This window comes from Sphingobacterium paucimobilis HER1398 (assembly GCF_000416985.1).
Classification (GTDB): domain Bacteria; phylum Bacteroidota; class Bacteroidia; order Sphingobacteriales; family Sphingobacteriaceae; genus Sphingobacterium; species Sphingobacterium paucimobilis.
Window position 1 is genome coordinate 1 of sequence record NZ_ATDL01000014.1, and the last position, 25,236, is coordinate 25,236.

Consider the following 25,236-nt stretch of genomic DNA (forward strand, 5'->3'; position numbering starts at 1 on the left):
TTAGCGGTCTGGACGGGACTCGAACCCGCGACCCCATGCGTGACAGGCATGTATTCTAACCAGCTGAACTACCAGACCTAAGAATTTTAATTGTTGTTAAAGATATTTAGCGGTCTGGACGGGACTCGAACCCGCGACCCCATGCGTGACAGGCATGTATTCTAACCAGCTGAACTACCAGACCTAAAATCTTTTAATCTTCTAAAGAACATACGTCTAACGTAGATTCGAACGGGCGACTCTTCCGATGAATCGGAATATTCTAACCAGCTGAACTACCAGACCTAAAATCTTTTTAATCTTCTAAAGAACATACGTCTAATGTAGACTCAAACGGGCGACTCTTCCGATGAATCGGAATATGCTAACCAGCTGAACTACCAGACTAAATTCTTTATTTTTACTATTTTTAAGAACGATGAAAAGACGATTCTTTTCTTTGTTTTTAGCGGTCTGGACGGGACTCGAACCCGCGACCCCATGCGTGACAGGCATGTATTCTAACCAGCTGAACTACCAGACCTAAACCCTTCTTGTGAGAAGGTGTGCAAATATAGCGCTTATTTATATAAATCCTAATTTTTTTTGAAAAAAACTTAGTTTGTAGCGCCCTCCTTCATCTTTTCCGCGTTTTCAGCAAACTGTAATGCATCTATAATCGGCTGTATATCACCGTCTAGAATTGTCGACAAATTGTAGGTAGTCAAGTTAATTCTATGCTCTGTAAATCTTCCTTGCGGATAGTTATAGGTACGGATTTTTGCGGAACGGTCACCTGAAGAAACCAAAGTCTTTCTTTTTGCAGCAATGTCGCCGTTCTTTTTATTCAGTTCTATCTCGTAAAGTTTCGTACGAAGCATCTCCATCGCCAATTCTCGGTTGGCCAATTGGGAACGTTCAACCTGACAGACAACAACGATTCCGGTAGGCTTGTGTGTCAATTGCACTTTTGTTTCTACTTTGTTCACGTTCTGACCACCGGCACCACCCGATCTGGAGGTATGCATTTCAATATCACCTGGGTTCAGCTCCACGTCCACTTCTTCAGCTTCCGGAAGGACGGCAACAGATGCAGCGGATGTATGTACCCGGCCTTGTGTCTCTGTATCCGGGACACGCTGTACGCGGTGTACTCCAGACTCGTATTTCAGTTGTCCATATACGTCTTCACCGATTACCTTTAAGATAACCTCTTTATACCCTCCGGATGTACCTTCCGTAACATCCATTACTTCGTTACGCCAGCCTTTGGTTTCAAAATAACGGGTGTACATGCGGTATAAATCTCCTGCAAATAGTGCTGCTTCATCACCACCGGTACCACCACGGATTTCAATAATCGCATTTTTGGAGTCCTCCGGATCTTTTGGAATTAGCATCAGACGAATTTCTTCCTCTTTCTCTTCACGCTGGACCAGTAGGATATCTTGTTCCTCCTTGGCCATTTCCCTTAGCTCCTGATCCTTCTCATTGACCAATATGTCCTTATTGGTGTCTATATTGCTGATTATGTTTTTGTAAATATGGTACTGTTCTACAATTTTTGATAGGTCTTTATATTCCTTGTTCAATTTTGCAAAACGCTTCATGTCATTAATGGTATCTGGATTGCTGAGTTCAGCTTCCACTTCTTGCCACCGTTCTTTAATCGCTTGTAGTTTTTCTAACATAGTTCTGTTTGATAAGTATTAACCACCAAGGGGCCAAATAGCTTAAAATAGCCCTTATATATCCTGTTTAAAGAGGATATCCCTCGGAGGGTTTTGCATCCAAAAGGTATTGCGTCCTTTTAGAGAGTGCAAAAATACTGAAAAATATGGTTTAAAAAGAAGGAATTATTAATGACTTGACACAACTTTCAGTCCTATTATAGAGGCGATTAAAGTGAAAATGAAGAATATTCTCCAAAACTCGGCAGGCTCTTTAAAGAAAATAATTCCCATTAATACCGTACCCACGGCCCCGATGCCCGTCCATACCGCATAAGCCGTGCCCAGAGGAAGGCTTTGTGTAGCTTTGATCAGCAATCCCATGCTTAAGAATAAACAGACTACAAATCCAGCATACCACAACATAGAAGCGCTGCCAGTAGCCTCTTTGGCCTTACCCAAGCAAGTCGTAAACCCTACTTCAAAGAGTCCGCCCAAGATTAAAAATATCCAGTTCATTTTTTTTGTGCAAAGGTGCTGGTTTCGCTACACATATTTTTTAATAATTGTTAAAAAAGTGAGCTCTTGAGTATACGGTTTTAGGCCATCGTTACTTGATCTCAGCTCTGATCCGCGAAAGCGTCACTTGGGTCACGCCCAAATAAGATGCAATATACCCCAGTTTGATGCGTTGCACAACGTTAGCCTCTTTGGTCAACAGATCACCGTAACGCTCTGCCGCCGTTTTAAAAAGCGTTTGCATCAAGCGCTGCTCGATTTTCAAAGTTTCTAATTCGGCAAGCTTTCTTCCCCAATTGGCAATAGGAAGCGATTGGTTGTAAAGTCGTTGTAGTTTTGAAACAGGAATCCGATATAAGACACAGTTTTCCAAGGTGTCTACAATTTCATAGCCAGGTGTGCCGTGTATATAGCTGTTCAGTGAAAGGATAGAATCTCCGGGAAAGCAAAAATCCAAAACCGCTTCTTTCTGTTCTTTTGGATAATAGATGCGGCAGATACCTTCGGTCAGGAAGTAAATATATTTGGCGGTTTTATCCTTGTCAATCAGGATATTGTTTTTCTCCAATTGGATCCGCTCCGTAATCCGGACCAATCGATCCAGTTCATCCGTGGGTAGCGCGTATATCTGTTGGATTGCTGCTACGAGTTCCATCGTTCCAGGTTAAGGCTGTGGCCGTCCCATACAGCGTAGGTATAATAATTGATCCATTCCCCCAAATTGATGATCTTAGAACCAGCTCCTATTTCAAGTTCATAAGGAAAGTGTCGATGACCAAAAACAAAATAGTCGTAGTGCTGTGTTTTTAGTGTCTCCTTTGCGTATTGGATAAGCCACTCTTTGTCTTCGCCCAAGAACTGCTCATCATTGCCATTGGAAATACGACTATGTTTGGACCATCTCTGCGCTATTCCTATACCCAGATTGGGATGTAGACGTGCAAAAAGCCATTGGCAGAACGAACTCCTAAATATTTTCTTCAGAATTTTGTATTTCCTGTCTCCAGGGCCCAGGCCATCCCCGTGGTGTACATAGCAGGCCTTGCCGTTTAGGTTCAGCACAAGTTCGTTGTCTACGATAGTAGCTCCGATTTCTTTTTTTAAATAGCCAAACATCCACATGTCGTGGTTGCCCTTAAAGAGCGTTATTTTAACGCCCAGATCAGCCAGCTCGGCCAGTTTGCCAAGAAATCGAATGTACCCTTTGGGAACGACAGTACGGTATTCGAACCAGAAATCAAATACATCTCCTACCAGATAAAGCTCGGAGGCATCCTGTTTGATATGGTCAAGCCATTTCACAATTTCTCTTTCCCGAAGCTCGGACTGTTCCCTAGGGTAAGAACCCAGGTGAAAATCGGAAGCGAAATATATTCTTTTAGCAATTTGCATGTTGGTGTAAAACTACCAAAATGCCCTGATTTTACAAACAGCTTTCCGGAGCAGCATGGCTGCTCCGGTCTGATCAGGTACTGTGAATTGCCTGTAAGACGATCTCCGAATAACCTATGAAAGTTTTAAAGCCAGAAATATTTCGTTAGTTTTGTTAGAAACAATGATCGATTATGACAAAAAATATTGGTTTTATGATGCTGTCCATGGCATTGGTAGCTTGTCAACAAAACAAAAAGATTGACCCCGTGAAAGATATTACACTACAACCGTATCCGGTCTCCGAAAAGGTCGACCAAAAGGATGATTTTTTTGGGATTACAGTAGAAGATCCTTATCGATGGCTTGAAGACGACATGTCCGATAAGACTAAGGCGTGGGTAGCGGCCGAGAATGAAGTAACACAGCATTACCTCAAACAGATCCCTTTTCGGGATGCCATCACACAGCGCTTGGAGAAATTATGGAATTATGAGAAATATTCAGCTCCATTTGTAGAAGGCGACTATACTTATTTTTATAAAAACGATGGTTTGCAAAATCAGTCCGTACTCTACCGTAAAAAAGGTGATGAGGGTACAGAGGAAGTCTTTTTGGATCCGAACAAGTTTTCTACAGATGGTACCACCTCGTTAGCTGATATCAACTTTAGTAAAGACGGATCGCTCGTGGCGTATCAGATATCCGAGGGGGGGTCGGATTGGCGCAAGGTCATTGTGTTACGTGCTGCAGACAAAAGTGTGGTAGGAGATACCTTGATCGATGTCAAGTTCAGTGGCCTCGCATGGCGCGGGAATGAAGGGTTCTACTACAGTTCCTATGACAAACCTAAATCGGGCTCTGCACTTTCAGCGATGACCGATCAGCATAAGCTTTATTTTCATAAACTGAATACCGCACAAGCCACGGATGAATTGGTATTTGGTGGCGAGAAGACACCACGACGCTATATCGGTGCAGGCTTGACCGAAGACGAGCGTTTTCTTGTAGTAACAGCGGCCAACACCACTTCAGGCAACGAGTTGTATGTCAAAGATCTCGCTGACACGACAGCGGATTTCGTTACCATTGTGGACAATTTCGAGAAAAATCATGCTGTCTTAGACAATGACGGCGATCGTTTGATTATTTATACGGAGCTGGGCGCACCCAATGGTAAGATCGTAGAAACAGTGCTTGCTGATCCGAAACCAGCGGGGTGGAAAGATCTGATCGCTGAGACTGAAAATGTGTTACGCCCTTCTATAGGAGGTGGTAAGATTTTTGCTTCTTATTTGAAAGATGCAACTTCATTGGTACAGCAGTATGATCGTGAGGGAAAATTGGAGCGTGAGATTACATTGCCTGGTGTAGGTACTGCCAGTGGATTCGCTGCCAAAAAAGCGGATAAATCCCTTTACTATAGCTTTACCTCTTATGTTAATCCCGGGACTATATACAGCTATGATATCGCTTCTGGAAAGTCTGCTGTCTATAAAAAATCGGCGATTCAATTTGATCCGTCCCAATACGAATCCAAGCAGGTGTTTTACACTTCTAAAGACGGAACTAAAGTACCTATGATCATCACGCACAAAAAAGGAGTCAAATTAGACGGTACCAACCCAACGTTGCTGTATGGCTATGGTGGGTTTAATATCAGCCTTACGCCATCATTCAGCACGGCGAATATTATTCTCTTGGAGCAAGGCGGCATATATGCTGTAGCAAACTTGAGAGGAGGAGGCGAATATGGGGGAAATTGGCATGTCGCCGGTACAAAAATGAAAAAGCAGAATGTTTTCGATGACTTTATCGCTGCCGGAGAATATCTTATCCATGAGAAGTATACCTCTTCTGAGAAGCTTGCTATTGCAGGAGGATCCAATGGAGGTCTATTGGTCGGAGCGTGTATGACCCAGCGACCTGAATTGTTTAAAGTGGCTTTTCCGGCCGTAGGGGTACTGGATATGTTGCGGTACCATAAGTTTACGGCTGGTGCAGGTTGGGCATTTGACTACGGGACGGCCGACGACAGCAAAGAGATGTTCGAGTATTTGTACAAATATTCTCCTTATCACGCGCTTAAAGCGAATACCGCTTATCCTGCAACTATGGTTATGACGGCAGATCACGACGACCGGGTGGTTCCGGCACACTCTTTCAAGTTTGCCGCACGTCTACAGGAGTATAATGTAGGAGACAATCCAGTATTGATCCGTATCGATACCAAGGCCGGACACGGTGCCGGTAAATCAACGGCTATGCAGATTGCTGAGCACGCGGACAAATGGGCATTTATGTTCCAAAATATGGGAATGAGCTATAGTGAAATTAAGTAATACCGATGGTTGATCATCTTATAAAACACATCAACAGTATCACCCCATTGTCGGCAGAGGAAGAAAGTATCGTTGTAGAACTGGTGCGTGAAAAGACATTGGCGCGGAAGCAATTTTTGCATCGTGCCGGTGAAATTGCCCAATATTCTGCTTTTGTGGTGGAGGGGTGTTTACGGTCTTATGCCGTTGATCGAAATGGCTTTGAACATATTTTGCAATTTGCTCCGGCGAATTGGTGGATATCAGATATGTATTCTTTTGTTAAAAGTCAGCCCAGCGAATTGAACATTGACGCCTTACTGGAAACGAAAGTTTTGTTGTTGAGCCGCTCTTGTCAAGTCAGTATTTTTGATCGTATTCCCAAACTGGAAAGATATTTTAGAATTCTAACGGAGAATGCATTGGCCGCGAGCAACCTTCGAACGATAAATTACCTGAGTCTTCCGGCCAAGGTCAGGTACGAGAAGTTTTGTACGATGTACCCTACGCTGATCAATACGATATCTCAAAAATCGGTGGCCTCTTATATAGGCATCACACCGGAGTTTCTCAGCAAGCTGAGAGGCGAATACTAGATTCGAAAATGGGCTGCCCTACTCCAAGGCAGCCCATTTTTTCAAGGGCACTCCCGATAATATGGGGATCGGTTCATATCTGTTGGGGATTCAATAACATTATGAAAGTTTTATTAATCTATATTAAGAATGGTGTGGCCTGTTACTGCGTATATTTGTAATACATAATAAAAGGAGGAAAAAATGGCACATACAGTTTTGTACAGATCCGATAGTCGGGGACATGCTGATCATGGTTGGTTAAAGAGTGCGCACACATTTAGCTTTGCAGGATATTATGATCCTGAACGCATTCATTTTGGTGCGCTCCGCGTGTTCAACGACGATTACGTAACTGGAGGCAACGGCTTCGGCCGACATCCGCATGATAACATGGAGATTATATCCATTCCATTGGAAGGCGAGCTGGCGCATCAGGATAGCATGGGCAACAGTGGTACGATACAGCCTGGCGAGATTCAGGTTATGAGCGCAGGAACGGGTATACAGCACAGCGAGTTTAATGCAAGCGAAACAGATCCCGTAAAATTTTTACAAATCTGGTTGTTTCCCAACCAACAGAATGTAGAACCTCGCTACGATCAGATCCGTTTAGATCCGGAAAATAGGAAAAATAGATTCCAACAGCTTGTCTCGCCTGATCCGAATGATGAAGGGGCTTGGATACATCAGGATGCGTGGTTTCATATGGTTGATTTAGATCAAGACAAAGAGGTCGAGTATGTATGGAAAGCAAAAGGCAATGGCGTCTTCTTATTTGTCCTGGAAGGAGCAATTGAAGTCGAAGGAAGTGTATTGTCCAGAAGAGATGCTATAGGTGTTACCGAGGCAGATCGTATGACAATACGTGCTACGAAGGGAAGTTCCTTATTGCTTATTGAAGTCCCTATGCTTTAAAGAGCCAAAAGATTTGATGTAGTGAAACAGAGGCTGTAAAAGCAGCCCCTGTTTTCGTAAAATGTCTTTTTTATAACATAGCATTAGTACAAATTTTATAAATTTAGCGCAACCGACAAACAATGCTTTTTCAATCTTGTTTCTGTTAGGAGAAGGAGGGATGACAGGAACCCACAGAAAGCATATGATGTTTATTTCTAAAAAAATAAAAAAATACTAATGAGAACAGGTCTATTGCTATTGTTTCTTGCCGTGTTGCACCTCAGCTTTACGAGAGCGGCTGCAGAAGGGCATAGCGTAGATTCATTACCGGCGTCGGCAATTGATTCCGTTGTATTTCCCCGGCCGTTATGGAAACCTATAGATTTGAAGATTCAAGATTTGTTGATCAGACCTCTTGATCCGAAGCGTCCCAAACACTTTTGGCGAGCCGGTACAGAGTGGTTCTTGACCCAGGCTTTTCCGGCAACCTTTAACCGTTTTATAACCAAAGATCCCTATTCCTATATCACGTTCAAGAATTTCATTCAGCATCAGCGACTAAGTGCTTGGGATTGGGATGATAATCAATTTACGACAAATCAGATCGACCATCCTTATCACGGTCAGCTGTACTTTAATGCCTTCCGAAGCAATGGATATAATTTTTACCAATCCAGTATAGCGACATTTGCAGGCTCTTATATCTGGGAGACGGCAGGGGAGACACAGCACCCTGCAATCAATGATCTGGTCAATACGACCTTTGGCGGAATTATTCTGGGGGAGATGACCCATCGGGTATCCCGTAACATCTTGGCCCGGAGTCGGCATGGGCATAATGTTGTGGGCAATGAGATCGTGGCACTATTGGTAAATCCGGTCAATAGTTTGAACCGTTTACTCGATGGCAAATGGGGTAAGCGTGTAGATGATTATTATCTGGTTGACTCTTCGGTGATCAGCGCAGAGATTGATGCCGGGTTTAGGCGTTTCGATGCTAAGGAAGGAGATTTTTTATCCAAGGGGAAAGATTCTTTTTATACCAGGTTACGCTTTAAGTACAGTAACGGTGAGCACAATTATAAGCGACCTTTTGATCAGTTTTCGGTCAATCTTGAAGTGGGGAGTGGTGACAGTACTTTTATCAATGCCGTCAATGTGCATGCGTTGTTGTACGGTGCCAAATTCTTCAAAACCAGGAAAGGAGATCATTTTGGAACCCTGAATGCTCATTATGATTTTTATAATAACGATGCTTTTTTCTATGGAGCACAGAGTTTAAACTATAACTGGCTGTCCGAGTTTACTTACAAAAAAAATAATAAGCTGAATCTAAGTTTGGGCGTAGGGGCTGTTCTTTTGGCAGCGGTGCCTGATCCCTATTTATTGTACGGTGCCAGTCGCAATTATAACTATGGATCAGGGGCCTCTTATCGTTTTAAAGGCGAGCTCAGTCTATTGAATCGATTGTTATTTACAACAGATTACAATGGTGGCGTTTTTTATACGATCAGCGGTACCCCATCTTATTACATCTTGCACGCAGGTACTGTCGAGGGCAGTTTGCGTGTTTTCAAACGATGGTCCATTAACCTACGATCAGGCTACTTCGCCCTTCAAGGCGAATTCAGAGACGAAAAGTATCCCGATTTTTATCGGGAATTCCCGTTTGGATCGGTCTCCATCGGCTATAATATCCGGTTTTAGGCCTGACGATATTGCATATGTTCCATCCTTTTCCCAAAAATGGAGATTTCGCGCTGCACGACAAATCCCATTTTCTCGTATAGCCGTTTGGCATTTGGATTGTCAAAATCGACAAGCAATCCCAAGACTTCTTGTTTTTTGTTGACAAACTCATCAATTACGTAGTTGATCAGTAGTTTGCCAATGCCTTTTCCTTGGGCCAAGGAACTTACCGCTATAGTATCCAGGTATATTTCCCCAGCCTGCGTTTCGTTGGCAACCTGGTAATCTATGGCGTAGCGGGTTTTGATATGCGCTAAAACCGGTTTGCGTAGCGCTTCGAGTTGTGCGCCCGGATACAGGCATATCTGTCCCAATATCCCTTCTTTATCTTCTGCTACGAAAATATACTGATAGGAGTACTGGTTGTCCTCCCGTTGTATAAGATCGCTAAGAAAACGTTTGCCTTCTTCGAAATCTTCTTTCCCAATAAACTGATATACGATTTCGGTCATCGCAAGTATCATCAGGCCTGCTATTTGCGAGGCATCTTCTTTATTTGCTTTACGGATCTGCATTTTTTTTGTTTTATTCTTCTATCTATAAAAAAAGGGCCAACATACCTGTTAGCCCTTCTCTTATGGTTAAGATTACTTATTTGTTATCTAATTTTTCAAACTTATCGTAATCTATTTTTTTCGATTTTGTCTTAACAGTAGTTTTCAAGTGATCAAAAACCTTAAGTGCTTTTACTTCTTCAAATAAGCGGTTTGCTTGCTCTCTATCCGATAGAAGCTGCATTGCAAACTGACCCAATTGCTCATCTGTAGGTTCTTCGTTGATGTTGTACATCTTGATTTGACCGTAGATACGCTCTTTTGCTAAGTCAACAACCTCGTCGTATTTAACTTCCAAGTTGTTTGCTGTAACGATTCTGTTCTCGATGATCGTCCATTTCAAGTTGCTCACGAAGTCTGCAAAACCTTCTTCGATTTCTTCCGCTGAAAGGTTAGGGTTAGTCGCCTGTAACCATCTTTTTAAGAAATCCTCTGGGAATTTAGCTTCTACTTTCTCCATACCAAAAGTGTACATATCGTTACGTAGCTTCTGCGCAGAGTTTTGCTTGAATAGGTTTTCTACTTCTTCTTTTACTTTTTCGTTGAATTGCTCTTCAGTAGTTACTTCACCTTCTGGGAACAATTTGTCGAAGAACTCCTGATTTAGATCAGCTTCTTCTAAACGGTTGATGTTCTGTACCGAAAGTTCGAATTTAGTTACATCAAGATTTTCAGCCTCTTCTTCGGTAATACCTAAGATACGAGCGATATCAGCAACTTTGAATGCTTTTTTAATATCGATTTTAACTGTATCGTCTTTTTTAAGACCTACTAAAGATTTTTTAATTTTAGCGTCTTCGATTACATCCGTACGTACAGATGTAGTTTTTTCGATACCGTCTTCTTTTTCTTGTTTTAATATCGCGTATAATACGTCACCTTCCTCCGAAACCTCTGGGTTAGTCATTTTACCGTAGCTGCGACGTAAGTTTTTAGTACGCTCGACTAATGTAGCATCATCAGCTTTGATATCATACTCAACAAACTCGGTCTCTGCTGTGAAAGGAATGTCAAAAATTGGAGCAAGACCAATCTCATAGTTGAAATTGAACGTGTCTTTGTAGTCCCAATTGTATTTGTTTTCATCTTCAGCATCTACTGGAAGAGGTTGTCCCAATACTTCAAGTTTCTCTTCTGTGATATAGGCTGAAATCTTTTCATTTACAACGCGGTTGATCTCATCAAATAAAATAGCTTTACCGTAAGTACGTCTAATATGACCTACAGGTACCATTCCAGGACGGAATCCTGGTAATTTCGCTTTCTTTGCTTGATCTTTAATCGCTTTGTCGACTGCAGGATTATAATCTTCTGGTGTTAAATCAACGCTGATTTTTGCGCTGATATCATCGATTTTCTGATGTGAAATGTTCATACTTTTCTTTAAGCGTTATTTTCGCATTATAAAAAAAATCCCCCCGATGTATTTTGGTCGGGAGGATATCAAGTGCGGAAGAAGGGACTCGAACCCCCACGCCTTGCGGCGCCAGATCCTAAGTCTGGTGCGGCTACCAATTACGCCACTTCCGCAGTTAGGATTTCTTTTGTGCTACAAAGATAGAACTCAAATCGATATTTGTCAAGCCTTTTTTAATAAAAAAAACATTTATAGTTCACTTTTGTCTATAAACACCTAATATTCAGTTTGATTATTTTTAACAAAAAATAGATGGTATAGTATAATATTAGTAAGGAAAGCCTCATTCCGCCTACGCGATGCTTTGTTCTTGTCTTTTTGACCCCAAAAAAAGACAAAAAAAATTTGTTGATATCAAATTTTGTATGTTACTTTGAATATCAAAGTACTTTTATGAGTCAACACGATTTAATTAAGGAGATAGGACAGATCAGGTCTCTCATGGAGCGTTCCTCGAAATTCATGTCTATAAGCGGTCTTTCTGGTATTCTTATCGGAAGCTATGCTTTAATAGGTGCTTTCTTTGGCTATGTTACGGTATATGGTGCGCGTACCGATTTTAGATACCGGGACAACTATATTACGGATTCGGGTATAATCGGTAAGTTGATTCTCATTGCGGCAGTAGTGTTGTTGGCATCTGTGCTTACGGCTTTTCTGATGGCCAGGCATAAGGCTAGAAAGAACAAGCAGACAATTTGGAATGCGACCAGCAAAGGATTGCTTATCGCAACGGCCATTCCTTTATTGACAGGAGGGGTGTTCTCGATGCTGTTAATATATAAAGGAGCATATGGTCTTATCGCTTCTTCCTTATTGATTTTTTATGGACTGGCATTGAGTGCAGCAAGTAGCTTTACTTTTAAGGAGGCCAGGTGGCTTGGTGTTATGGATATTTTATTGGGTTTACTCGCTTTGGCATTTCCAGGTTATGGCCTTTGGTTTTGGGCAACGGGATTTGGCCTATTGCATATTGTTTACGGAATTATAGTACATCAACGTTACGAGAAGTGAGTTTAGATCTATCCCTATACGATAAAGTGCTGGAAAATCGTGTCCGTTTGCAGATCATGAGTGTATTGGTCGCTAATGAACATTACGATTTTAATGCTTTAAAAGAACTCCTGCAGATTACAGATGGCAATCTCGCTTCTAATCTCAAGAGTCTGGAAAAGGAGGGATACCTTATTGTAGAGAAAAGTTTTGTGGATAGAAAACCCAATACCAAATATATCCGTACCGACAAAGGACAAAAAGCCTTTGAAAATCATTTGACAGCATTGGAAAATTTGATCAAGCAGCAGTATAAATAAATTTTTTTGCCTATCAACTTTGAAAAACAAAGTACTTTCTTTTAGAGGTGGTGTATAATACAGACTTAGCATACATTTTATAACATACGAATAACATTTAAATAGAATAACAATCATGGAAAATGAAATTAAAACTCCTCCGCAACTCCCTAATTCGAGTATGACCGTCTTTGAGCGAATCAGTAATTCCGTCATCTTGAAAATGTTTGTCATCTTCGTGCTGCTGCTGATTATGATGATTCCCATGTCTTTGGTCGATGATCTGGTCCGTGAGAGACGGGATCGTGAACAGCAGGTTTCTTCCGAAATTGCCGCTAAATGGGGGCGGGATCAGGTCATTGCCAGTCCGGTGTTGGCTGTTCCTTATGATTATGTAAATGAGGTAATTGAAAAGGATAGTAAGGGGAAAGAAGTTGTTGTACAACGTGTTGAACAGGATTGGATGTTTCTTCTGCCCAGTCACAGCCAAGTGCAGACCGATATTAAACCAGAGAATCTGAAAAGAGGCATTTATGAATCGGTTGTGTATAATTCAAATTTTACCATCAAAGGAAACTTCGCTGGTCTCGATATGAAATTGCTTCCTGTAGCGGCCGATAAAATGAGATGGTCAGAGGCACAATTGGTTTTTGGGATACAGGATGTAAAAGGGCTGTCGTCTGATCCTGAATTGGAATGGGCAGGTCAAAAAATGCCATTATCGATGGATCTAAGAAACTTTCAGTTGTTTAATAACAACATGGCTGCCAACCTGCCTTTGACCAAAGGAGAAGATACCAAGTTTGATTTTCAGATTCGCGTGAAGCTGAGAGGTTCCAAGTCAATCAACTTTTTGCCTTTGGCTAACCATACGTTGGTTCAGGCCAAGGGAAGTTGGGGAAATCCGAGTTTCAACGGAGCTTATCTGCCCGAAACCCGTGAAGTGACGGATAAAGAATTCAATGCATCATGGAATATCCCGAGCTTTGGAAGAAAACTGCCGCAGCAATGGTCTGGAGGAAATGACCGCGTGTACCGTTTTTCAGGTATGTCGCTTGCTGAGGCAAATTTTGATCATTATATAGAGACCACAGATGCTGCAGGTGTGGCCAGCGCGAATATAGAGGCAGCCACAGATATGGATATGGTACAGATCAACTTCCTTCCCGAGGTGAATAATTATCAAAAAACAACACGGGTAGCGAAGTATGGGATACTTGTTATTGTATTGACATTTGCATCACTGTTTTTTACCGAGATTATTAAAAAGCAACGCATTCACTTGATTCAGTATATTTTAATTGGCGCTGCGATGATCTTGTTTTACTCGTTGTTACTTGCCATCTCTGAACATTTAGGATTTAATATGGCCTATTTACTTGCCGCGCTTGCGACAATAGGTCTTATTGCCTCCTTCATTAGAATGATAACGAAGGATAATCGGACAGCCTTGTTGTTTACGGGGATCCTTGGTCTGTTTTATGGCTTTATTTTCGTGCTGATGCAATTGCGTGATTATTCCTTGATTGTTGGGACGGTCGGTGTATTTATTATTCTGGCTATACTTATGCGTATATCTACGAAGATTAACTGGTATCAGTTCGATAAGCAATGAAACTAGGTTCTGAAGGCATCAAGATGTATGTGACATACATCTTGATGCTATTTAAACGATTTTAGCGAAGGCTTGCTAGACGCAACCTGCATAAACAGAGTCTGACATTTCTCCCGTAAAAATGTTTAGTACTCCAAAATAGATGTGCAATTGTTCTATTTTATGGTAATGATTGGGCAGTTGCCATTCTAATTGGCCATCGTTCACCGTAGCTGCACCTTCATAAAGGCTAGCCTCGTTTTCGGTGTCATAGGCCAACAGTAGTAACTTGTAGTATCCATCGTATCGGTGCTGATGTCTCTCCCATGTTATCATTAATTTACATTGTTCACGGTGTAATGAAGTAACAATTGGCAGATCAAGATTTCCTCTAAAGATTAATGCCTTTTCTGGGTTGATATAAGGGATAGTATCTTCATCATAATCAATCGCATTTTTGAAGAAATAAGACTGTGCAGCTTGGAAAGCACCGATTCGACTCCCAGGAGGCGCTATGTTTTTGTAACCTAGCTTGATGATTTCTCCGATAGGGGATAAAAACTTAGATACCGCTTTCATACGGTTACGGTTGATAATTGTTAATTCAGTAGGTTTACGTTTGACATAGCGTGGAAGCGATCGGATTATTGCTTGACCATTTAGTTCATAGCCTACAACACTTCCTACTTTTCCAGAGAACGGGCCGTTGATACCACCTTTTAGTATTGCCATAATTTTTGTTTTTAGGAGTACCGCATACCGAGAAGGTTCGGAACATGTCCTGTACTAGTTTATAATTAATTATTACTAAATATACTGATTATTCTGATAATACAGAAATATGATAGAGATTATCTAGAGTATTACTAGTGATTTACCTCTATGAACCCTCTATAAAACCCCTATTTACCCCTTATAAAATCTCTATAATTTTATAAGGAATAACGAACTTGGTATCTATTTGGGGTTTAACTGAAAGGAAATACAGGTAAAACATATTGACCTAAGTTTATTTCTGAATAAATCATGTGTAATTACGCTTAAAAGGTTCATGTTTTTGTTAATATTTTTGCATTCGGGATTTGTTTCCGAAAAATTTATCGAAAATAAGCAGTGTGGCTGAATTCATTGATAATAAGCCTAAATTTGACTGTAACCCTAACAGTGCCTTAAATAAACAGGTAGACTGTATATGTAAACTCAGCGAAGTACAAATATGAAGAAAGCTAAAGTTTTTTCAATGTTTGCGTTTTTGTTCATCTCCGTAGGAACGAGTCAAGCGCAAAAAGTCAATTACGAATGGAAACAAGGCGAGGAAGGCGGATATTCGTATAAATATGTCTCCAACGATCCCACACATTCAAGGTTCTATACCTTAAAAAATGGTTTGACGGTTATTCTTAGTCCCAGTAAGAAAGAGCCGCGGATCCAAACTTATATCGCGACCAAAGCGGGAAGTAAAACAGATCCTAAAGATCATACAGGGTTAGCACATTATCTCGAGCACTTATTGTTTAAAGGTACAGATCGGTTTGGTTCTTTGGATTGGGCAAAGGAAAAGCCTTTGTTGGATAAGATTGATGGTCTCTATGAAGACTATAACTCCACAAAAGACGAGGCTAAGCGTAAGGCTATCTATAAAGAAATCGATGAAGTCTCTGGTGAAGCCGCTAAGTATGCGATTGCCAATGAATATGATAAACTCATGAGCAATATGGGGGCAGAGGGAACCAACGCTTTTACTTCGTTCGAGCAGACCGTTTATATTGAAGATATTCCCAACAACGTAGTCGACAAGTATCTTGCGGTACAGGCCGAACGTTTCAGAAGCCCAGTCTTTCGTTTGTTCCATACCGAACTAGAAGCTGTTTATGAAGAGAAAAACATCGGTTTGGATACGGACAACCGTAAGGCGATAGAGGCTATGTTCGAAGGGTTGTTCCCAACCAATAATTATGGACAACAAACGGTATTAGGCACCGTGGAACATCTTAAAAACCCTTCGTTGAAAGCTATTCGTGCATATTTTGACGCATATTATGTGCCCAATAACATGGGGGTCATCATGTCAGGAGATTTTGATCCTACAGCTATGATCAAGAAGGTGGATGCGGCGTTTGCTTATATGCAGCGCAAAGATGTACCTCCTTACAACTTTGCGCCCGAAAAACCGATTACAAGTCCCATCATTAAAGAGGTGAAGGGACCCAATTCAGAGTTTTTATTCTTAGGATTTAGATTTCCGGGAGCAGCTACCAAGGATGCTCAGATGCTTAATCTTTTAGGAAGCATATTGACCAACGGTTCTGCCGGATTGATCGATTTGGACTTGGTAAAATCACAGAAGTTATTAGGTGCAGGTGCTTTCCCTTATATCCTAAAAGACTATTCGATGTTGATCCTTCAGGGGAATCCGTCTCAGGGACAGTCTTTGGATCAGGTTAAAGAATTGCTATTGGCCGAATTGGCGAAACTGCGTAAAGGAGATTTCTCTGAGGGTTTGATTACTTCTATTGTCAATAATGAGCGCAAGTCCCAAATTGCACGAAATGATAGTTACCAAAGTAGAGCGGAAGAGTTAATGGGGGCCTTTACCTCCGAGTTGGATTGGGCTAATGAGTTGCGCAATACCGATTGGTTAGCTACGGTGACTAAAAAAGATATCGTTGATTTTGCCAACAAATATCTGAACGATCAAAACTATGTGGCTATTTACAAGCGTCAGGGAGTAGATGAGAATGTGGTGAAGGTCGTGAAACCGGAGATCACACCGGTAACTGTAAACCGGGAAGCGCAATCGGAGTTCTTGACGAAAGTTAATGCGATGCCTGAAGAGGAAATTAAACCGGTATGGTTGGATTACAGCAAAGATATTCAGAAGTCTTCCTCTCACGGCGTGGATGTTTTGGCCGTAGAAAATAAAGACAATGAATTGTTCAGTTTAGTATATCGCTTTCCTTTGGGATCATGGAATAATAGACTGTTGGGATTAGCCGCCGGATACTTGGAGTTTCTGGGAACTAAAGAGAAGAGTAGCGAGCAATTCAGTAAGGATTTTTATAAGTTAGCTTCTGATTTTTCTGTTTCTGCAGGTAATGAAGAAACGACTGTTTCTATAGCCGGACTGAATCGTAATTTTGAAGCTTCTGTAGCCTTGATACAAGATCTATTGAGAAATTGTGTGGTGGATCAATCTGCATTCGATGCTTATATCGGCCGGTTGAAAAAGTCGAGAGTGAATGCCAAGGAAAACAAAGATGCTATCATGAACGGTCTTAAAGCTTATGCAAAGTATGGTGCGAAAAATCCATTCAACTATACATTTACCGATGCAGAATTAGATCAGCTTAAGGCAGGGGATTTGGTGCAGGCATTGCATGACTTATCGAAGACCAAACATACCGTTCTTTATTTTGGCCCTAAGAAGGTGGCGCAGTTGACCGCTTCTTTGCCAGCGTTGAAGGTAGGTGCCGGAGCATTTGTGACTATTCCACAGGGTACATCGTTTAAAGAGTTGGCTACGACCGAAAATCAGGTGCTGTTTTCTAACTATAACATGAAGCAGGCCGATATCTTCTGGTTTAGAAATTCGGATACCTACAATGCGGCTTTAACCCCTACGGTGTCTTTATTCAATAGTTATTTCGGTGGCGGAATGGGAAGTATTGTTTTCCAGACGATCCGCGAGTCCAAAGCTTTAGCTTATTCGACGTATGCTTTTTACGGCGCTCCTTATAAGAAAGAAAATCATTATACGGTAGGTGCTTATGTAGGAACACAGTCCGACAAATTTATGGACGCTATAAAAGGTATGAATGAGCTTATCGACGTATTACCGGAATCTTCAAAATCTTTCGAGACGGCGAAGATCAGTTTAATGAAATCTATCGCTAGTGAACGGATAACTAATACAGCAATCTTGAATAGTTATCTGGCTGCTGAACGCTTGGGGAATCAGACGGATATCCGGAAGTCTGTTTATGAGAAGATACCGGCTCTTACCTTTGCTGATGTGAATGCGTTCCACAAGAAAGAATTTAGTAAAAAACCTTATATCTATTGTATCGTGGCTGACGAATCAGGTTTGAAAGCAGATGATCTGAAGAGCTTGGGTCAATTCAAGAAATTGACGTTGGCAGAAATATTTGGTTATTAAAATACATACAACTACCTAATCATATACCTCAATTCATGGATGTAAACGGGACGCTCAACTCAAGAGCGCCCCGTTTTTTTTATTGACACCAAAATTTTACAACATTTCATCGGAATGATATAAATGAAAACCTATCTTCGTTGCATAACTTTGTGGCTGTTGCTATGAGACAATTATTCGTCGTTTTAATATCGCTTCTGTATCTGCTGTTGTCTTCGGGCTTCACGCAGTTTTCGCATGAGTGTAAGGGAGCGGCGGTCAGGTTGGTTAGCTTAACCTCTTCGGCGGCAGTAGGAAATCAACCTTGTCCGATATGTCTTGGCAAAGAAAAGAACCTGAAGAAATCTAAAAAGGACTGTTGTAAGCATGCCAGTAAGACACTGAAAGTAGATGTATCTACATCGGGGAGTGGACATACTGACTTTGCCTTTAAGATATTTGCTCATGTATTTCCTGAACGGATGTTGGGCGCGCTGTTTGATAGGGGTGTCGAAGGAGATTTCCTGTTCAATGCACATTATTATTCTACCAAATTAGTCCCTTGGAGCAATCCACTTTATATTTTCTATTGCGTTTATAGAATTTAAACCCTCGTCTATCTTCATTTAAGTATCAATGCGGTTTCCCTTAGCGGAAGTCGTACTATTCCTTTTTTTTATTTTAAATGTATCGTATAGATGAATATCAAGTTCATAGCATCTATAGGTATGGTCATGGGATTCTCTGTAAGTAGTATTGCCCAGGTACTAGATCTTAAGAATGCGCTAAAACTGGCTGTTGATAATTATGATAAAATCAAAGCCAAGGAAGTCCTTGTTGAGGCTTCCGCACAATATACCGCTTATCAGCAAAAACAATATCTGCCAGATGTTACAGTGGCTGCTCAACAGAGTTATGGTACTATAAACGCACAAAATGGCCCTTTATATGCCTATGGTGGAATGGGCTCTGCAGCGACCTCTATGCCGCTGGCTGAACAAAATTGGAATGCCGCTTTTGGGTCGTTATATTTTGCTAATGTCAATTGGAACATATTTACTTTTGGCCGTCTAAAGAAGCAGGTTGACCTGGCTTTGTCCAAAGAACGCACTGCAGTGGCCGACGTTAATCAAGAGGTTTTTCAGCACCAGGTCAAAGTGGGGGCAACCTACCTCAATCTTTTGGCGAGTCAACGTATTAAATACATACAACAGAGAAATGCTGAACGGGCACAGGTTTTCTTTGAAATGACCAATACCCGTGCAAAGAGTGGATTGATTCCGGAAGTAGATGCTTCATTGGCGAAAGCAGAAGTGTCCAATGCCAAGTCGATGGAGATTAAATCCTTTGATAAGGAGTTGGAATTTTCCAAACAGTTGTCGGTATTGATAGGAGAGGATTTTCAGTTGTATAGGCTGGATAGTACCTACAGCACGGTAACACCCAAGTTAATGTTGGACAAGGGAATGAATTTTAATCTTGAAAATCATCCTTTCCTTGTTTGGCAACAGTCAAAAATAGCCGAAAGCAAAGAATCTGAACAGCTGTTTAGAGCCAATAGGAAACCAAACTTTTCGGGATTTGGCGTGATACAGGGACGTGGGTCCGGTTTTGACTGGAATTACGTACAGGATAATTCTGCTTATTCATCTTCTTATCACAAAGGAGTGGGGATCGATCGAGGCAATTTTTTATTGGGATTTTCGCTAACCTGGAATATAACCAATCTTTTTCGGTTTGATCATAAAGTCAGCGAACAGCGCTTGATGACACGCTCTTTACAGCATGATTATGACCGTATACAAAAAGACTTGGATGCACAGTCGATGCTCGCAAAAAAGCAAATCAACAATTCTTTTGAAAATTTTGAAGAGACGAAGATACAGCTTGCAGCTGCACAGTTAGCCTATAAGCAACACACGGCACTTTATGAGAATGGATTGACGACATTGGTGGATTTTACACAGGCACTGTACAGTCTGCATCGTGCGGAAATAGACTATGAGATCGCGCAGAATAACATGTGGCAAAGTTTATTGCTCTTGGCGGCAGCGTCCGGAGATCTTACGATATTCTTGGATGCCAGGATCAGATAAAAGTATATTAAAAGAAATAGATCCGCTGCTTAGCGGATCGTGAAGTAATTATTTGCATATGGATTTAATAAGATTTGCACTCCGGAAGCCTATAGCGGTTATCGTAATGGTACTGGGGTTACTATTCTTTGGGATTAAGGCAGCCCAAGAGGTTAAAGTAGATATTTTGCCGGAGATGGATCTACCAGTGGTATATGTGGCACATTCATTTAATGGATATACGCCGCAACAGATGGAAGGTTATTTTACGAAGATGTATGTCAACATGCTGTTGTTTACCAACGGTATTAAGAGTATCGAATCGAAGAATACACAGGGACTGACCCTGATGAAAGTTGTTTTTTATGAAGGAACGAATATGGGGGAGGCGCTGGCACAGATCAATGCTTTGTCAACGAGATCTCAGGTATTTCTGCCACCGGGAGCGCCACCCCCATTTATTATCCGATTTGACTCTTCGTCACAGCCCGTGGGACAGCTGGTCTTTCGTAGCCATACGAAAAATAACAATCAGCTTCAGGATATAGCTAATTTTAATGCAAGACCGTTTCTGATTGCTATTCCTGGACTGACAACAGCACCACCATTCGGTGGTAGTCCCCGTACGATAGAGATCAATATCGATCCGGTTAAATTGCGTGCTCATAACCTTTCGCCAGAACAGGTTGTCGAAGCGATCAGTAGAAATAATATTACCTCGCCTTCGGGCAATGTGTATATCGGTGATACCAATTATCTCACACCAACCAACAATACAGTCAAAACTGTAGAGGAATTGGGTGATGTGCCTTTATTTAAAGGTACGGTAGACAATGTGTATATCCGTGATATTGCAACAGTGAAGGATGGGGCAGATATTGCTACGGGATATGCGCTGATCGATGGAAAACGCTCCGTGTATATCAATATTGCAAAAGCTAGCAATGCTTCAACGCTTGACGTGGTGAATGCACTGAAGGAATCATTGCCTAAAATACAGCGTAATATGCCAGATGATGTCACAATCTCTTATGAGTTTGACCAATCTGTGTATATATCCAATGCCTTAAAGAGTTTGATTATCGAAGGGGTGCTTGGGGCGCTATTGACTGGCTTGATGGTTATGCTGTTTCTGAATGATCGACGTGGAGCGTTGATTGTTATTATGACAATTCCGATTTCCATTATATCAGGTGTTTTGTTTTTAAAGCTTTTCGGACAGACTATCAATATCATGTCGCTGTCTGGGCTGGCTCTGGCTATCGGGATTTTGGTCGACGAGAGTACGGTCACCATTGAAAATATACATCAGCATTTTGCTATGGGCAAAACCCGTGCACAGGCTATTTGGGGTGCTTGTAAAGAGATCGCTTTTCCGAAGTTGCTGATCATGCTTTGTATTCTTGCCGTATTTGCTCCTGCATTTATGATGACAGGTATTCCAGGATCTCTTTTTATGCCCCTGGCTTTAGCTATTGGCTTCTCAATGATAGTTTCTTTCTTGTTGTCACAGACTTTTGTGCCTATCATGGGAAATTGGATGATGAAGCATAGTCCTGCTACCTGCACGAATTCTTCATATAAAGAGGATTGGTTTGCACGTTTTAGAAAACAATTTGTGTCCTTGTTGACGCGGATGATGAAATTTAGGAAACCGATTGTGGTCGTCAGTATAGTTGGTGTTGGATTGGCGGTATTTGGAATGTACCATATCATAGGGAAAGATGTGTTGCCTACTGCAAATTCTAGGCAGTTCCAGGTCCGGATTAAGGCTGCTGAAGGAACGCGTATCGAAGTTACAGAGGCAAAGGTGAAAGGATTTTTAGATCATCTAGGAAATGTCGTAGGTAAGGATAACGTCGCTATTTCTTCCGTATTTATCGGTCAACACCCCTCTACTTTTGCGGTGAGTCCTATCTATCTTTATAATGCAGGTCCCCACGAGGCACTGATGCAGGTGGCTTTGAAAGAATTCAATGGTAATTCTGACGAGCTCAAGGATAAGCTACGGGCATATTACAAAGAGAAAATGCCGGACTTGCATATTTCTTTTGAACCTATCGAACTTACCGAGAAAATTTTGAGCCAAGGTGCTAATAATCCGATCGAGATACGGGTATCGGGAATGATGAAGAAGATGAACCGGATGTATGCCAATAAACTGTTGACGAAGTTAAAAGAAATCGAGTATATGCGTGATCAACAGGTGCCTCAATCGATGGATTATCCGGCTCTGCAGATCAATATTGATCGTACTCGTGCAGCACAATTGGGGCTGGATGCTCAGGATATTGCAAAATCGCTCGTGGCAGCAACTGCCTCTACAAGATATACAAACAAAAACTTTTGGGTCGGTGGTATGATGGGGATTGCTTATGACGTGCAGGTACAGACGCCGCAGCATATCCTGAACAGTAAGGAAGAGCTGGCAAATTTGCCTTTGTCTAAAAATGCGGAACGGCCTGTCTTGGGTGATGTAGCAACGATCATGCCTACAAAAGAACTGGGGGAGAGCTATAACCTGGGAACGATGGGCTATACCACAGTGACTGCTAATATCCATAAGACTGATCTAGAACGCGCTTCTAAAGATGTAACAGCTGCTATAGCTTCTCTAGGTGAACTACCTAAGGGGGTAAATATTGATGTTGCAGGTATGGCGCCGGTATTGGATGATACGTTGAAAAGCCTAGCTACAGGATTGTTGGTTGCCATCGTTGTGATCTTCTTAATGTTGTCTGCTACATTCCAATCATTCCGTGCTTCATTGGTCATCCTGACCACTGTTCCTTTTGTTATGGTGGGAGCTTTAATACTGTTGAATCTAACGGGGTCGACATTGAATCTACAGTCTTACATGGGATTGATTATGTCTGTCGGAGTATCTATTGCGAATGCTGTACTGTTGATCAGTAATGCAGAGAGTATACGTAAAAAGACCAATAATGCAGAAGAGGCAGGACTAGAAGCTGCCAAGTCGCGGATACGTCCCATTATCATGACGACATTGGCGATGGTTGCTGGTATGTTACCTATGGCTATTGGTTTTGGAGAGGGAGGTGATCAAGTGTCTCCTTTGGGAAGAGCTGTTATCGGAGGACTGATTTTTTCTACTTTCTCGGTCTTGATTATCCTTCCGTTGGTCTATGGATGGGTGCTGAAGAAGGCAAGTATTGTTAGTCCATCCTTGGATCCGGAAGATGAAGAAAGCGTTCATTTTAATCAGTCAACGAATTAAGGGTTTTAAAAAAAATAAGCATGAAATTATTAATATATACAGCTATTGCATTGGTGTTCATTTTCTCTGCCTGCAATAATGAAAAAAAGGAAGTTAAAGAAGAGAAAAAAGAAGAAGCTAAGGGAATGATGATGAACCCTTTTGAAACGGTCGTTATTGCGAAGAGCAATCCATTGGTAAAACTGCAATTAGCGGGTGAACTGATGCCAGATCAATATACGGAACTGTTTGCTAAAGTGAACAGTTACGTAAAAAGCATACGTGTGGATATTGGAGACAGAGTGTCTCAAGGTCAGATTTTAATGATTTTAGAAGCTCCAGAGATTCAGTCGCAGGTTGCTAGTGCAAAGGCCAAGTATGAAGCGCAACATGTGATTTATCTTTCTACGAAGTCGACCTATGACCGTATGTTGAATGCTGATAAAACGGAAGGGGCAATAGCAAAGGATGCTATCGATCAGATTACAGCACGCAAGCTGTCGGATGAAGCGCAACTGAATGCGGCTAAAGCTGCCTACGAAGAGATAAGAGATATTGATAACTATCTTGTAATCCGTTCCCCATTTTCGGGTACTATTACTGATCGGAATGTTGATTTGGGCGCCTATGTGGGGCCTATGGGGAAAACACCATTATTGGTGGTTCAGGATAATAGGAAGTTGCGTCTTAATCTTTCTATACCCGAGGCTAGTACACCTTACATCAAGAAAGGAGACACGATTCGATTCCATGTAAGGTCGCAACCTCAAACAACTCACGTGGCATTAGTCACGCGTAAGTCTGGAAGTTTGGACGCTAAGTTTCGAGCAGAAAAGATCGAAGCGGATTTTGCGAATGGTGGTAATGTCCTGAAACCATTTATGGTGGCTGAGACTGTGATCCCTTTACAGAATACGGTAGCTACATTCTTTGTGCCTAAAATGGCTGTTGTAGAAAGCGGTATGGGGGTGTATGTGATCCGAGTTGAAAATGGGAAAACAAAGAATGTGCCTGTCAGTAAAGGACGTATGATGCCGGATAAAGTAGAAGTGTTTGGGGAGCTCCATGAAGGAGATACTATTCTCAAGATGGCTACAGAAGAGATTTTGGAAGGGACATCAATCCCTGCTAAAGGGGAAATGAAGAAATCATAATAGTAAGAAGTTTTTAAACTGTTTTATATGTACAGATTATTTAAAACATGGGGTATCACAACAATAGTTGCGGTATCCCTGATAGCCTGCAACAATAGTGAAAAAAAAGTGCAGGATTCAGTGGTAACATCGGAGGAAGGAAATAAAATAAATACAAGTAAGAATCCCCTGAAAGGGAAGCAGGTGCCTCAGAATCTGGTGTGCATGGTGAATGATGCCTATATGGGGAAAGAACAAATTCTAGTCGAGCATGAGGGGAAAAAGTACTATGGATGCTGTAATATGTGTAAGGAAAAGATTCCAAAGGATGAGAAGTCCCGTATTGCGACGGATCCTTACTCTTTAGAGAAAGTGGATAAAGCGAATGCATTTATCGTTGTGGTCGGGGATAATGGAGAGGTTGCCTATTTTCAAAAGGAAGAAAATTATCACAAGTTTATCAGTGAAAGTTAGCATGTAAGTTTTTTAGTTGTTTATAGTTTTTTTATTTAGATGCCTTTTTAATCGCCTATGGCGAGATTAAGACCTTTGAAGTTTTACACCGTTCCGCGCTTTCAATCTCTAGGTAGTTTGTCAAAGCCTATCTTCCAGGTTTTAATTTTAAAGGCATCTTAATGACCTAAATTTTAAGAATGGTGTTGACGCCCGTTAACATTACTCTTCGGATATTTTCTTATCTTGCACTTTATACTCCTATCACCGAAGATAGGGTCA

At 41.5% G+C, this 25,236-nt stretch carries 20 protein-coding genes and 4 tRNA genes; 13 read left to right on the forward strand and 11 right to left on the reverse strand.

The window, feature by feature from the left end:
- Positions 1-4 precede the first annotated feature (4 nt).
- From M472_RS31280 to M472_RS31310, 7 genes are all read right to left on the reverse strand, one after another.
- Positions 5-78 (reverse strand) — tRNA-Asp (locus tag M472_RS31280).
- Between the two features lie 32 nt (positions 79-110).
- Positions 111-184, reverse strand: a tRNA-Asp gene (locus tag M472_RS31285).
- A gap of 265 nt (positions 185-449) precedes the next feature.
- Positions 450-523 (reverse strand) — tRNA-Asp (locus M472_RS31290).
- Positions 524-596: 73 nt separating this feature from the next.
- Positions 597-1,670 (reverse strand): peptide chain release factor 1, encoded by a 1,074-nt coding sequence (prfA, locus tag M472_RS31295; RefSeq protein WP_021069838.1) that lies wholly within the window; start codon positions 1,668-1,670, stop codon positions 597-599.
- A 168-nt stretch (positions 1,671-1,838) separates the two neighbouring features.
- Positions 1,839-2,168 (reverse strand): DMT family transporter, encoded by a 330-nt coding sequence (locus M472_RS31300; protein WP_021069839.1) that lies wholly within the window; start codon positions 2,166-2,168, stop codon positions 1,839-1,841.
- Positions 2,169-2,259: 91 nt separating this feature from the next.
- A complete protein-coding gene (locus M472_RS31305) occupies positions 2,260-2,823 on the reverse strand; it encodes a Crp/Fnr family transcriptional regulator (protein WP_021069840.1) in 564 nt (187 codons plus the stop codon).
- Positions 2,811-3,560 (reverse strand): UDP-2,3-diacylglucosamine diphosphatase, encoded by a 750-nt coding sequence (locus tag M472_RS31310; protein WP_021069841.1) that lies wholly within the window; start codon positions 3,558-3,560, stop codon positions 2,811-2,813. The genes M472_RS31305 and M472_RS31310 overlap by 13 nt, the downstream gene beginning before the upstream one ends.
- A gap of 173 nt (positions 3,561-3,733) precedes the next feature.
- On the opposite strand from M472_RS31310, the gene M472_RS31315 reads away from it, so the two are divergent.
- From M472_RS31315 to M472_RS31330, 4 genes are all read left to right on the forward strand, one after another.
- A complete protein-coding gene (locus M472_RS31315) occupies positions 3,734-5,881 on the forward strand; it encodes a prolyl oligopeptidase family serine peptidase (protein WP_021069842.1) in 2,148 nt (715 codons plus the stop codon).
- A gap of 5 nt (positions 5,882-5,886) precedes the next feature.
- On the forward strand, positions 5,887-6,456 hold the full coding sequence (locus M472_RS31320; RefSeq protein WP_021069843.1) for a Crp/Fnr family transcriptional regulator: 570 nt from the start codon (positions 5,887-5,889) through the stop codon (positions 6,454-6,456).
- A gap of 183 nt (positions 6,457-6,639) precedes the next feature.
- Positions 6,640-7,353 (forward strand): pirin family protein, encoded by a 714-nt coding sequence (locus M472_RS31325; protein WP_021069844.1) that lies wholly within the window; start codon positions 6,640-6,642, stop codon positions 7,351-7,353.
- A 219-nt stretch (positions 7,354-7,572) separates the two neighbouring features.
- Positions 7,573-9,042, forward strand: coding sequence for a DUF3943 domain-containing protein (locus M472_RS31330; RefSeq protein WP_021069845.1), 1,470 nt, complete (start codon positions 7,573-7,575; stop codon positions 9,040-9,042).
- Here the strand turns inward: M472_RS31330 and M472_RS31335 are convergent.
- The 3 genes from M472_RS31335 to M472_RS31345 all read right to left on the reverse strand — a co-directional run bounded on the left by M472_RS31335 (position 9,039) and on the right by M472_RS31345 (position 11,168).
- Positions 9,039-9,599, reverse strand: a complete 561-nt coding sequence (locus M472_RS31335) for a GNAT family N-acetyltransferase (protein WP_021069846.1) — start codon at positions 9,597-9,599, stop codon at positions 9,039-9,041. The genes M472_RS31330 and M472_RS31335 overlap by 4 nt on opposite strands.
- A 76-nt stretch (positions 9,600-9,675) precedes the next feature.
- The gene (locus tag M472_RS31340; RefSeq protein ID WP_021069847.1) at positions 9,676-11,013 is read right to left on the reverse strand and encodes a trigger factor; all 1,338 of its coding nucleotides are present in this window, start codon (positions 11,011-11,013) and stop codon (positions 9,676-9,678) included.
- Positions 11,014-11,086: 73 nt separating this feature from the next.
- A tRNA-Leu gene (locus M472_RS31345) sits at positions 11,087-11,168 on the reverse strand.
- 280 nt (positions 11,169-11,448) lie between these two features.
- Between M472_RS31345 and M472_RS31350 the strand changes: the two genes are divergently transcribed.
- The 3 genes from M472_RS31350 (at position 11,449) to creD (ending at position 13,962) form a co-directional block, all read left to right on the forward strand.
- Entirely contained in the window at positions 11,449-12,069 is a 621-nt protein-coding gene (locus M472_RS31350) for a hypothetical protein (RefSeq protein ID WP_022829308.1), read from the forward strand.
- Positions 12,066-12,368 carry a winged helix-turn-helix domain-containing protein gene (locus tag M472_RS31355; RefSeq protein ID WP_021069849.1) on the forward strand — a complete coding sequence of 101 codons (303 nt, stop codon included), beginning with the start codon at positions 12,066-12,068 and terminating at the stop codon, positions 12,366-12,368. The genes M472_RS31350 and M472_RS31355 overlap by 4 nt, the downstream gene beginning before the upstream one ends.
- Positions 12,369-12,483: 115 nt before the next feature.
- The gene (gene creD / locus M472_RS31360) at positions 12,484-13,962 is read left to right on the forward strand and encodes a cell envelope integrity protein CreD (RefSeq protein ID WP_021069850.1); all 1,479 of its coding nucleotides are present in this window, start codon (positions 12,484-12,486) and stop codon (positions 13,960-13,962) included.
- 75 nt (positions 13,963-14,037) lie between these two features.
- Here the strand turns inward: creD and M472_RS31365 are convergent, their stop codons facing one another.
- The gene (locus M472_RS31365) at positions 14,038-14,673 is read right to left on the reverse strand and encodes a DUF6266 family protein (RefSeq protein WP_021069851.1); all 636 of its coding nucleotides are present in this window, start codon (positions 14,671-14,673) and stop codon (positions 14,038-14,040) included.
- Between the two features lie 484 nt (positions 14,674-15,157).
- On the opposite strand from M472_RS31365, the gene M472_RS31370 reads away from it, so the two are divergent.
- The 6 genes from M472_RS31370 to M472_RS31395 all read left to right on the forward strand — a co-directional run bounded on the left by M472_RS31370 (position 15,158) and on the right by M472_RS31395 (position 24,975).
- Positions 15,158-18,097, forward strand: a complete 2,940-nt coding sequence (locus M472_RS31370) for a M16 family metallopeptidase (RefSeq protein ID WP_031301566.1) — start codon at positions 15,158-15,160, stop codon at positions 18,095-18,097.
- 164 nt (positions 18,098-18,261) lie between these two features.
- Positions 18,262-18,684: a hypothetical protein gene (locus M472_RS31375; RefSeq protein ID WP_021069853.1), complete on the forward strand. Its 423-nt coding sequence runs from the start codon at positions 18,262-18,264 to the stop codon at positions 18,682-18,684.
- Positions 18,685-18,774: 90 nt separating this feature from the next.
- Positions 18,775-20,172 (forward strand): TolC family protein, encoded by a 1,398-nt coding sequence (locus M472_RS31380; protein ID WP_021069854.1) that lies wholly within the window; start codon positions 18,775-18,777, stop codon positions 20,170-20,172.
- A gap of 58 nt (positions 20,173-20,230) precedes the next feature.
- Positions 20,231-23,389: an efflux RND transporter permease subunit gene (locus M472_RS31385; protein WP_021069855.1), complete on the forward strand. Its 3,159-nt coding sequence runs from the start codon at positions 20,231-20,233 to the stop codon at positions 23,387-23,389.
- A gap of 20 nt (positions 23,390-23,409) precedes the next feature.
- Positions 23,410-24,522 (forward strand): efflux RND transporter periplasmic adaptor subunit, encoded by a 1,113-nt coding sequence (locus M472_RS31390; protein ID WP_021069856.1) that lies wholly within the window; start codon positions 23,410-23,412, stop codon positions 24,520-24,522.
- Between the two features lie 27 nt (positions 24,523-24,549).
- Positions 24,550-24,975, forward strand: coding sequence for a TRASH domain-containing protein (locus tag M472_RS31395; RefSeq protein WP_021069857.1), 426 nt, complete (start codon positions 24,550-24,552; stop codon positions 24,973-24,975).
- Positions 24,976-25,236 lie beyond the last annotated feature (261 nt).